This window comes from Enterococcus sp. DIV1328a (assembly GCF_050536905.1).
Classification (GTDB): domain Bacteria; phylum Bacillota; class Bacilli; order Lactobacillales; family Enterococcaceae; genus Enterococcus; species Enterococcus faecalis.
Genome location: NZ_CP172912.1, coordinates 200657 through 212500, shown reverse-complemented (window position 1 = coordinate 212500; position 11844 = coordinate 200657). Strand labels below are relative to the sequence as shown.

At 41.1% G+C, this 11844-nt stretch carries 9 protein-coding genes, 1 tRNA gene and 1 rRNA gene; all 11 read right to left on the bottom strand.

Annotated features, from left to right (window positions below):
* Position 1 precedes the first annotated feature (1 nt).
* Positions 2-74 (bottom strand) — tRNA-Ala (locus IGL93_RS01050).
* A gap of 79 nt (positions 75-153) precedes the next feature.
* A 16S ribosomal RNA gene (locus IGL93_RS01045) occupies positions 154-1714 on the bottom strand.
* A gap of 653 nt (positions 1715-2367) precedes the next feature.
* Positions 2368-3864, bottom strand: coding sequence for a lysine--tRNA ligase (gene lysS, locus IGL93_RS01040; protein WP_002359372.1), 1497 nt, complete (start codon positions 3862-3864; stop codon positions 2368-2370).
* Positions 3865-3957: 93 nt separating this feature from the next.
* Entirely contained in the window at positions 3958-4956 is a 999-nt protein-coding gene (dusB, locus tag IGL93_RS01035; protein ID WP_002356263.1) for a tRNA dihydrouridine synthase DusB, read from the bottom strand.
* A gap of 11 nt (positions 4957-4967) precedes the next feature.
* Positions 4968-5864, bottom strand: coding sequence for an Hsp33 family molecular chaperone HslO (gene hslO / locus IGL93_RS01030; protein ID WP_002359370.1), 897 nt, complete (start codon positions 5862-5864; stop codon positions 4968-4970).
* 161 nt (positions 5865-6025) lie between these two features.
* The gene (gene ftsH, locus IGL93_RS01025) at positions 6026-8182 is read right to left on the bottom strand and encodes an ATP-dependent zinc metalloprotease FtsH (protein WP_002363441.1); all 2157 of its coding nucleotides are present in this window, start codon (positions 8180-8182) and stop codon (positions 6026-6028) included.
* 93 nt (positions 8183-8275) lie between these two features.
* Entirely contained in the window at positions 8276-8821 is a 546-nt protein-coding gene (hpt, locus tag IGL93_RS01020; protein WP_002356260.1) for a hypoxanthine phosphoribosyltransferase, read from the bottom strand.
* An 18-nt stretch (positions 8822-8839) separates the two neighbouring features.
* Complete coding sequence (tilS, locus tag IGL93_RS01015; protein WP_010775512.1) at positions 8840-10228, bottom strand: tRNA lysidine(34) synthetase TilS; 1389 nt, start codon at positions 10226-10228, stop codon at positions 8840-8842.
* Positions 10229-10313: 85 nt separating this feature from the next.
* The gene (locus tag IGL93_RS01010) at positions 10314-10793 is read right to left on the bottom strand and encodes a S1 domain-containing RNA-binding protein (protein WP_002356258.1); all 480 of its coding nucleotides are present in this window, start codon (positions 10791-10793) and stop codon (positions 10314-10316) included.
* Between the two features lie 44 nt (positions 10794-10837).
* Complete coding sequence (locus IGL93_RS01005; RefSeq protein WP_002356257.1) at positions 10838-11317, bottom strand: FtsB family cell division protein; 480 nt, start codon at positions 11315-11317, stop codon at positions 10838-10840.
* Positions 11318-11571: 254 nt separating this feature from the next.
* Complete coding sequence (locus IGL93_RS01000; RefSeq protein ID WP_002356255.1) at positions 11572-11835, bottom strand: RNA-binding S4 domain-containing protein; 264 nt, start codon at positions 11833-11835, stop codon at positions 11572-11574.
* Between the last annotated feature and the right edge of the window lie 9 nt (positions 11836-11844).

Sequence of the window (11844 nt, the reverse complement as noted above, 5' to 3'; positions counted from 1 at the left end):
ATGGAGCCTAGCGGGATCGAACCGCTGACCTCCTGCGTGCAAAGCAGGCGCTCTCCCAGCTGAGCTAAGGCCCCGAACTTATTTGATTGAAAGTAGACCTCTCAAAACTGAACAAAGTAAAGACGAAATGTGTATTTCCGTAATATTCCTTAGAAAGGAGGTGATCCAGCCGCACCTTCCGATACGGCTACCTTGTTACGACTTCACCCCAATCATCTATCCCACCTTAGGCGGCTGGCTCCAAAAAGGTTACCTCACCGACTTCGGGTGTTACAAACTCTCGTGGTGTGACGGGCGGTGTGTACAAGGCCCGGGAACGTATTCACCGCGGCGTGCTGATCCGCGATTACTAGCGATTCCGGCTTCATGCAGGCGAGTTGCAGCCTGCAATCCGAACTGAGAGAAGCTTTAAGAGATTTGCATGACCTCGCGGTCTAGCGACTCGTTGTACTTCCCATTGTAGCACGTGTGTAGCCCAGGTCATAAGGGGCATGATGATTTGACGTCATCCCCACCTTCCTCCGGTTTGTCACCGGCAGTCTCGCTAGAGTGCCCAACTAAATGATGGCAACTAACAATAAGGGTTGCGCTCGTTGCGGGACTTAACCCAACATCTCACGACACGAGCTGACGACAACCATGCACCACCTGTCACTTTGTCCCCGAAGGGAAAGCTCTATCTCTAGAGTGGTCAAAGGATGTCAAGACCTGGTAAGGTTCTTCGCGTTGCTTCGAATTAAACCACATGCTCCACCGCTTGTGCGGGCCCCCGTCAATTCCTTTGAGTTTCAACCTTGCGGTCGTACTCCCCAGGCGGAGTGCTTAATGCGTTTGCTGCAGCACTGAAGGGCGGAAACCCTCCAACACTTAGCACTCATCGTTTACGGCGTGGACTACCAGGGTATCTAATCCTGTTTGCTCCCCACGCTTTCGAGCCTCAGCGTCAGTTACAGACCAGAGAGCCGCCTTCGCCACTGGTGTTCCTCCATATATCTACGCATTTCACCGCTACACATGGAATTCCACTCTCCTCTTCTGCACTCAAGTCTCCCAGTTTCCAATGACCCTCCCCGGTTGAGCCGGGGGCTTTCACATCAGACTTAAGAAACCGCCTGCGCTCGCTTTACGCCCAATAAATCCGGACAACGCTTGCCACCTACGTATTACCGCGGCTGCTGGCACGTAGTTAGCCGTGGCTTTCTGGTTAGATACCGTCAGGGGACGTTCAGTTACTAACGTCCTTGTTCTTCTCTAACAACAGAGTTTTACGATCCGAAAACCTTCTTCACTCACGCGGCGTTGCTCGGTCAGACTTTCGTCCATTGCCGAAGATTCCCTACTGCTGCCTCCCGTAGGAGTCTGGGCCGTGTCTCAGTCCCAGTGTGGCCGATCACCCTCTCAGGTCGGCTATGCATCGTGGCCTTGGTGAGCCGTTACCTCACCAACTAGCTAATGCACCGCGGGTCCATCCATCAGCGACACCCGAAAGCGCCTTTCACTCTTATGCCATGCGGCATAAACTGTTATGCGGTATTAGCACCTGTTTCCAAGTGTTATCCCCCTCTGATGGGTAGGTTACCCACGTGTTACTCACCCGTCCGCCACTCCTCTTTCCAATTGAGTGCAAGCACTCGGGAGGAAAGAAGCGTTCGACTTGCATGTATTAGGCACGCCGCCAGCGTTCGTCCTGAGCCAGGATCAAACTCTCATAATAAAAGTTAGAACAATCTTGCGATTGTTAAGCTCAATTTGTTTGCTAGCATATTGCTTGCTTGTTAAAAATGTTTGTTGTCTTGAATTGAATCAAGACGCCCTACACATTTGGTTCGTCTATTCTTTGTTCAGTTTTCAAAGGTCTACGTTACCTCGCAGCAACTTTTATATCATAACAAACTTTCGTTTGAATGTCAAGAACTTTTTTAAAAAAGTTTTTTTAAGTTGTTTCGCTTGGTTGTTGTTGTCTGTTGTGACAACTTCTATATCTTATCATCTCGTTTGTTATTTGTCAACAACTTTTTTGGTGTTTTTTCAAACTTTTTTCGAGAGATTTGAAATCAAGAATTGTTATTTAATTATTGATTTCTGAATCGCTCAGCTGTGTGACTCGCCTTGCGACATGTAATAATATACCAAGATTTCAAGCATTGGTCAATCATTATTTTCACTTTTTTTAAACTTTTTTTCAATACCGATTATTCTTTCTTATCCGATTAGATAAAGTTCGTTTTTTTATCAGATTACCCATTCTTTTTATTACCCATCTTCGATTTTTTTAGAAAAAAAGAATTGGTTTCAATTGTTTTTCTATTCTTTTTTTATTTAATTTTTTGCGAATACAAAAAAAAGATGCCCTTAAGGCATCTTTTTTTATCTCATTGTTGGGAATAGCAAGACATCACGAATTGATTGTGCATCAGTTAATAACATAACTAGTCGATCAATCCCAATACCTAATCCTCCGGTTGGTGGTAAGCCATATTCTAAGGCTTCGATGAAATCTTCATCTACTCCGTGTGCTTCATCATTTCCTTGTTCCCGTTCTTTTTCTTGTTCTTCAAAACGTTCACGTTGGTCAATTGGATCATTTAATTCTGTAAATGCATTAGCAAACTCTTTTCCGATAATAAACAGTTCAAAGCGGTCAGTGAAACGACCATCTTCTGGATTTTTCTTCGCTAATGGTGAAACAGCTACTGGGTGACCATAAATAAATGTTGGTTGTTGCAACGTATCTTCTACAAATGTTTCGAAAAATTCATTAATGATATGACCGACTGTCATGGCATCTGTAATTTCAACATTATGTTCTTTAGCCAACGCACGGGCTTCTTCTATCGTCATCTCTTGCCAAAAATCTACGCCCGTTTGTTCTTTGACCGCATCTACCATGTGTAGACGTTTGAAAGGACTTCCTAAGTCAACCGCTTGACCATCGTACGTGATATCAGTAGTTCCTAAGACTTTTTCCGCAGCATTACGAATAATTCCCTCTGTTAAATCCATCACATCTTGATAATCAGTATAAGCGGTATAAGCTTCTAGCATTGTAAATTCTGGGTTATGAGTGGTATCGATTCCTTCATTACGGAAGACACGACCAATTTCATATACTTTTTCCATGCCACCGACAATTAAACGTTTTAAATGTAACTCTAGGGCAATGCGTAAGTATAAGTCCATATCTAATGCATTATGGTGTGTGATAAATGGACGAGCAGCAGCTCCTCCTGCTTCGTTATGCAAGACAGGCGTTTCTACTTCGACATAGCCATTGCCATCTAGATAACGACGGATTTCGCTAATAATTTGACTGCGTTTCATGAAACGATCAAAGCTTTCTTTGTTACTGATTAAATCCAAATAGCGTTGACGATAGCGTTGTTCCACATTCGTTAATCCATGGTATTTATCTGGCAACGGACGCAAAGCTTTAGTTAATAACGTAATTGTTTGAGCTTTAACAGTAACTTCCCCCGTATTGGTTTTCATTACTTGACCTGTCACACCAAAGAAGTCGCCTAAGTCAGCATGTTTAAATAGTTCATAGGCTTCGTCTCCAACTTGGTCCTTCCGAACATAAATTTGAATTTGGCCTTCACGGTCTTGCAAATGGGCGAAACCAGCTTTTCCTTTACCACGTTTTGTCATCATACGTCCAGCAACGCTGACTTCTGTATTCATTTCACTAAGTTCTTCTTTTGTATGATTATCATATTGTTCATGAAGTTCTGCTGAATTATGAGTGCGATCGAAACGTTTACCGAAAGGATCAATCCCTTCTTCACGTAAAGCTTCCATTTTTTCGCGGCGCACGAGCATTTGATCATTTAAATCCTCTAAATGCGCTTGTTGTTCTTCTGCCACTGTTGTTCCTCCATTCTTGATTTTAACCTATCCTAATAATGCCACAGTAATTCGAAAAAAAGCAAGCCGAATTTTACTTTCGGCTTGAATTTTTTATTCTTCTATAGTAGTTACAGCAACTTTGGAAATCTTCTCTACAAAGGCATCAAGTAAATCGACAACTGCTTGTTGTGTTTCAACTTGGTTAATCGCAACTTTGACTTTGGCCGCTCGCGAGATTCCTTTTAGATAGTAAGAAGCATGTTGGCGAAACTCACGGACCGCAATTTTTTCACCTTTTAAATCCACTAATCGTTGTAAATGAACTTTTGCAATATTAATTTTTTCAGCTGGTGAAGGCTCAGGCATCAATTCGCCCGTTTCCAAGTATTCTTTCGTCCGTTGAATCATCCAAGGATTGCCCAAAGCAGCTCGACCAATCATCACACCATCCGCTCCAACATATTCTAACATGCGTTTAGCATCTTCAGGCGTTTTGACATCGCCATTTCCCATAAAAGGAATGGTTAAATGCTTTTTCACTTCCTTTAAAACGTCCCAATTGGCTGTCCCTTCGTACATTTGGACACGTGTCCGACCATGCATAGCAATTGCCGAAGCGCCTGCTTGTTCGGCAGCCAAAGCGTTGTCTACAGCATATAGATGATCTTCATCCCAGCCTGTTCGCATTTTTACAGTGACAGGCAAAGAAACTGCCGAAGAGACTGCGTGAACCATCTCATGCACTTTATTCGGATCCAGCAACCATTTCGCACCAGCTTCAGCTTTAATTATTTTATTGACAGGGCAACCCATGTTAATATCAATAATCGCCGCTTGCGTATTTTCTTCAACAAACTTAGCAGCTTCCACTAATGTTTCTTTATCTCCACCAAAAATTTGTACACTTAAAGGATATTCTCGCTCATCAATATATAGCATTTCTAAGGTTTTTTTGTTCCTTAATTTAATTCCTTTGTCACTAATCATTTCACAAACGACTAATCCTGCGCCAAATTCTTTTACAGTCACACGAAAAGCGGCGTTACTAATACCCGCCATCGGAGCTACGACAACACGGTTGGGGATTTCAACGTCTCCAATTTTCCACATAGTCTTTCCTCCTACTTTTGTTTCGTATTGCGAATCGCTTCATCGCGAAGTTCAATTAATTCTTCTTCACTATAGTGATATTTATTGTTACAGAATTGACAAACTGCTTCTGCTCCATGATCTTCATCAATCATCGCATTTAATTCATCGATCCCAACAGCAATCAAAGCGGTCGCAAATTTTTCTTTAGAACAGTCACATTTAAATTGTACAGGCATTTTTTCTAAAATTTCTACTTCGTCTTCTCCCAATAAGCGATACAAGACTTGTTCAGGTGTTTCTCCATTTTCTAGTAATTGTGAAATTGGTGGCACTTCCGCTAGACGCTGTTCAATAAAATCAATGGTACTTTCATCGGCACCTGGCATTACTTGAATCATAAAACCACCGGCTGCTTTCACCGATTCATCCGTGTCCACCAATACACCTAAACCGATAGCTGAGGGAACTTGTTCAGAGACCGCCATAAAATATGTAAAGTCTTCACCGATTTCACCAGAAACAATAGGTGTTTGTCCAGAAAAGGTTTCTTTTAATCCTAAATCTTTAATGACTGTGAAAATTCCTTCGTTACCGACAGCGCCACGTACATCAATTTTACCTGTTGCATTCAACTTTAAGCTGACATGTGGATTTTTAATGTAGCCTTTTGTTTCTCCACGGCCATTACTATCGACAATAATAGCGCCAGCTGGGCCATTCCCTTGTACTTTTACAGTTAATTTATCGTCACCTTTTAAAGTCGCTCCTAGTAAAAGGGCTCCAATCAATGTGCGCCCTAACGCTGCGGTAGAAGAACTCCATGTATCATGTCTTCTTTGCGCTTCGCTAACAGTTTCAGTGGCACTGATGGCATATGCTCGAATTGAACCTTTATAACAAAGGGCTTTTACTAAATAATCTTCCATTCTTTTTCCTCTTCTCTTGGTGCTTTTTTGTCCATTAGTCAGATAATACTAGGAATCAGGTGTTTTTTCAACCAAATAATCTTCCTTCTATAGAATATCTTAATATTATAGAAGGTGCAGTATTCGTCAACTCGACAAATACTGCACCTTCTACTAATTGGTTATTTATAACGATCTTCGTAGTTATTGCGATCATATTCAGAATTGGAATCTGAATCTTTTTTCTCTTCAGATTGGACTTCTTTTTCTGTTTGTTCGCTTTCTACTTTGACTTCTTCTGCTTCATCATGTAATTCTTTTTTCGCTTCTTCAAAGTCTTGTTTTTCTTCAACTTGTTTTTGCGCTTCTTTTTCTTCTAAAGCACGTTTTGCTTCTTCGAATGTTTGCGCTTCTTTTTCACTAGGGTAGTCGCTGTCAGCACCTTCAGGCATTTTACCTGTTTCAAATAATGATTTGATTGCTTTTGCATCTAATGTTTCATATTCTAATAGTTTTTCAGCGATTAGTTTATGTTGTTCACGGTGCGCTTCGATAATTTCATGCGCTTTCGTATGAGCATCCATTAAGATACGACGAACTTCCTGATCGATTTCAAACGCCACTTGTTCTGAGTAAGCTTTTGTTTGACCATAATCACGACCGACAAAGACTTGATGGTTTCCTTCATATTGAACAGGTCCTAATTTGTCACTCATTCCATATTCAGTTACCATGCTACGGGCAATCCCTGTTGCTTGTTCAAAGTCATTTGAAGCCCCTGTTGATTGAACGCCAAAGATAATTTCTTCTGCTGTACGTCCACCAAGTAAGCCAACGATTTGTTCAAACATATCTTCTTTAGTCATTAAGAATTGATCTTCTTTTGGTAAAGCAATCATATAACCGCCTGCGCGACCACGAGGGATAATTGTTACTTTATGGACAACACGGGCACGGCTTAAGACTAAACCAACGATTGTGTGTCCCGCTTCATGGTAAGCCACCATTTCGCGTTCTTTTTTATTAATCACGCGATCTTTTTTAGCTGGACCAGCAATTACGCGGTCTTCGGCTTCATCCACATCAGAAGCATCAATTTTTTTCTTGTTACGACGAGCGGCAACTAAGGCTGCTTCGTTTAAGACATTTTCTAAATCAGCACCAGCAAAACCTGGTGTTTGTTGTGCAACAACTTTCAAATCAACGTCATCAGCTAACGGTTTGTTTTTCGCATGAACACGTAAAATCGCTTCACGACCTTTGACATCTGGACGTCCTACCAAGATTTGGCGGTCAAAACGACCTGGACGTAACAACGCTGGGTCTAACACGTCTGAACGGTTCGTTGCAGCAATTACGATAACTCCTTCATTGCCATCAAAACCATCCATCTCAACTAATAATTGGTTAAGGGTTTGTTCACGTTCGTCGTGTCCGCCACCCATACCAGCACCACGTTGACGACCAACTGCATCGATTTCATCGATAAAGATAATCGCAGGTGCGTTTTTCTTCGCTGTTTCAAATAAATCCCGGACACGGCTAGCACCGACCCCGACAAACATTTCAACGAAATCTGAACCTGAGATTGAGTAAAATGGCACACCTGCTTCACCTGCTACGGCTTTAGCAAGTAACGTTTTACCAGTCCCTGGAGGTCCTTCTAATAGTACGCCCGCAGGAATCCGTGCGCCTAATTCAGCGAAACGACGTGGATCTTTTAAGAACTCCACTACTTCAACTAATTCTTGTTTTTCTTCTTCCGCACCAGCTACATCTGAGAAGCGGACACGGTTAGCTTTTTTATCGGCTTCTTTGGCTTTTGATTTACCGAAGTTCATCACACGGCCACCGCCGCCACCGCCACCGCCTTGTTGGCTCATCATCATGTAGAAGAAGAAGAAAATAATCACTAATGGTAAGAAACTAAACAACAGTGACAACCAAGCTCCACTTGTTGATTGTTCTTTGACAACTAGCTTCACCTTGTTATTTTGTGCCGCATCTTGAATGCCAGCTAAGGTTGTATCACTAGGTAAAACGGTTGTTGTGAAGCCTTTTGACGACGCTTGCGTTGAGCCCCACAATGACAGACCACCTGTGTCTTTCACTTCTTGTTTTTCTTTATACTGACCTTCAATCCGGTAAACCCCATTGGTTGGTTGAATGGTCATGTCTTTGACTTTTCCGTCTTCCAATTGTTGTTGGAAGGTTGAGTAATCGATGTCTGGCGATTGTTGGTTGTTATTTCCAAAAATGAAATAGACAACCATGACCATGGCAAGTACTACTAAGACGTAGTATAAACCATTTTTCATGCCATTATTCTTTTTGTTCATGCCTGTCCTCCTTATGCTCATCATTACAATTCATGTTATTCTTTTATCAATCCTGACCTTTACATTGTAACACAATTAATTCCTTGATAGATATTAATTTGATTCGTAAACTTCAGGTTTTAAAACGCCAATATAAGGCAAGTTGCGGTACGTTTCTGCATAGTCTAATCCGTAACCGACCACAAACTCATTGGGCACATCAAACCCTACGTAGTCAGCTTTAATGTCTACTACACGGCCTTCTGGTTTATCTAATAAGGTAACAATTTTCACAGATGCAGCTTTACGGTATCTAAACAAATCTACTAAATACGCTAATGTACGACCACTATCGATGATATCTTCTACGATTAAAATATGTCTACCTTCGACATTTGTGTCCAAGTCTTTGACAATTTTTACTTCGCCTGAAGAAACTGTCGCGTTGCCGTAGCTAGATACATCCATAAAGTCCAATTCTAAATAAGTATTGATTTCACGAGTCAAATCAGCCATAAATGGTACTGCACCTTTTAAAATACCGACCACTAAAGGATTTTTCCCTTGATATTCTTCTGTCAGTTGCTTGCCAAGCTCTGCAGACTTCGCAAGAATTTCTTCTTTGGAGATTAGGACTTTCTCAATATCTTTTTCTATCATAGTGCGCTCCTTTCAGCATTACTCCTTTGTCTTAAAAAGGAGTCTGTAGTGTATTTTATCAGTTTCTAAAGGAATACTCAAATAGGAATTTGCAAATTTTGGTACCCAAATGATTTCCTCTTGCTCATCCGTAATGACCCAAGCACTCTCTCTCGCTTCATTTGGCACTTTTTGATCAATAAAAACTCTGCTTAATTTTTTCGTAAACCCTGGTTTTAATGTAATCCGATCACCACTTTGGCGATGACGAACGGTCAAAGGTGTGGCTGTGGTCAACGGGATCGCTAACAACTGACCCGTCCACTGATTAATCTCTTCAGGAAGAGGAAACGGTTTGTCTGTCGCAATTAATCCTAGCCACTCGGTTTCCGATAAATAAATCCCCGCGCCAGGTACTAATAAATGTGTAACTTCTTCTCGCAGTGCAACCTGTTTTTGTTCTAAGTACAGCCAATCGTAACTTTTAGCTAGTTGCCATTGCTGTTCTAACATAACCGAGCCTTGCGGTTGGCGTTCATCATTCAAAACTTTTAAAACTTGTGTCATCTGGCGTTGGTTTAACGAAACCCCTAATGGCACTAATGTTTTTTGGAAAAACGCGGTTAAAAAGAAGTGCTGGTACGCAGGCGTTTCTTTTAATAATCTCTTCAAAGGAATGCGCCAGCCTTGTTTGGTCGGTTCTACGGCTTCAGATAATTGAGGCTCAATTTGTTCTTGAATAAATTCTTGAGCAAAACGTTGTTCATTACTAAAAGAAGCAATCTGATCTAAGAATTGCGGATTTTCCTGCTTTAATAGCGGCAAAACCTGATTACGAAGCCGATTTCTTAAATATTCATTGGTTTGGTTTGTTTCGTCCTCAAAATAAACGAATGCTTGGCGCTGTGCAAATTGATACAATTCTTCTTTTGGATAAATAAGTAACGGGCGAATCAATTCCCCTGTCGCAAAAGGACGTCTCTCTTTAATGCCTGCGGAATGGGAAAAATTAGTTCCTCGAATCAGCTTCATTAAAATCGTTTCCGCTTGATCGTCTAGATGATGTGCCGTCATTAAGACCGCCGCACCTTCAATTTCCATGACTTCTTTAAAAAATTCATAACGAAATGTGCGCGCTTTTGCTTCTAAATTCCGTTGCTTTTCAGGGTCTTCCCAACGTGTTTCATAATACGTTAGCTCTCGCTGCTGACAATAGGTAGCGAGATATTGCGCTTCCTGTGCCGACGCTTCTCGCAATTGATGATTGACATGTGCAACAACCAATTGTAACTGTTCTTTTTCTGCCACCTGTTCCATTAACGTCAAAAGGGCCATGGAGTCTACACCACCAGAAACGGCGACCACGATTGTTTGATGCGGTTGCCAAAATCCTTGTTCTTTTCCTCGTTTATAAAACTGCCAAAACATTGTTCGCCCTTCTTTCTTCCTTAGAATAAAAGAGGAACCGAGAAATAACCCATTCGTTATCCCCAGTCCCCCTATTTGTTTGTGCTTAGCCGCGACGTCCGCCACGTCCGCCACGTTTGCCTTCAGTATTACGTTTTAATGAAGATAAACGGTCATCACTATCTTTCAAGAAAGAGCTCATCAATGAGTCAAAATCTTGTTTATTGTTATTGTTATTTGCTTGTGGTTTATTGAAAGGCTTTTTGCCCCCTGCGCGTGGATTACGGTCACGATTCTCATAATTGTTTTCACGACGTTGAAATTCACGTTTTGGTTGTTGCCCTTCTGCTGGCTCTTGTGCTTTACGGATCGATAAGCCAATTTTGCCGTCGTCACCAACTGAGGTTACTTTCACTGTTACTTCGTCACCTACTGTTAATACATCATGAATATCTTTAACGAATCCATTAGACACTTCACTGATGTGTACTAACCCAGTTTTTCCTTCTCCTAAATCAATAAATGCACCAAAGTTAGTAATCCCTGACACTTTTCCTGGCAATTTAGCTCCTACTTCGATTGACATAAAAAAATTGTTCCTCCTATTTTTTCCCTAATTATAATTGCAGTTTATTCAGCTGAAGACTTAGTTGTTTCAGTTGAAGACTGTGATTGACTATTTTTTTCTGAACTGCTCTTGCTTTCTTCCGCTCCAGAAGTCTGTGTTTTTTTCATTTGTTCTGGTGTGGGATAAATCTGTTCGCCTTCTTTTGAGAGAAGGAAACGGCTACGTGCTAATTTTGCCACATAATCATCATCTTTTAACAAAGCAACGTCTTTTTTTAGATCCTTGACCTTCTTATCAACTGCTACGGATTCAGCAATTGCATCTGCTCGTTCTTGTTTGAAAGCACCTAAGCGATGATAATCTTTCATCAATTGGATGCCAGAAAAGGCAAAAATAATGAAGGCCACGAGAAAAATCGCTGCCAAGCGTCTGCGTCTAAAAATCAATTGTTTCTGTTGTTTTTGGAATTCGACATACTGTTCTTTCGTGTAGTCATTTTCCAATGCCGCAACTTTCTTCGAGTTTTTTTCATTCTTTCCCATCGTCTCGCTCCACTCGCTTTGGATTGTCCGTTTTATTATACCAACATCTAAGAACCTTGTCTAATGTTAATTTCAGAGAAGTTAAAGAAAATCAAGCTTTTTTCTAAAATATTCTTTGCTTTTGAAATAACAGCGGTTGATTTATTAATTTTTTTCAAAAGCGGCGCGTCCGTTTCATTAAAACGCTGAAAGGATGAAGCGCTTGGAATATTCATCTTTTCAATGAACTTGCCAAGCGCTCCATCCTCACCTGCTTATTCTTCAGAGACACGTGTTTCTGATTTTATTTCATACATTTTTGTGGCATCTTCTTTTTTCGTAGAGTCATTTAGTTGCAGGACTTCTACTTCTAAAATTCTGTTCCCAAATTGAATTTTGACAAGGTCACCAATCTTCACAGTACTAGAAGATTTGGCTAAGACTCCGTTGATTTGAATCCGACCTTTATCAGCGACTTCTTTGGCAACTGTTCTTCTTTTAATAATGCGAGAAACTTTTAAAAATTTATCTAACCGCATCACATTCAC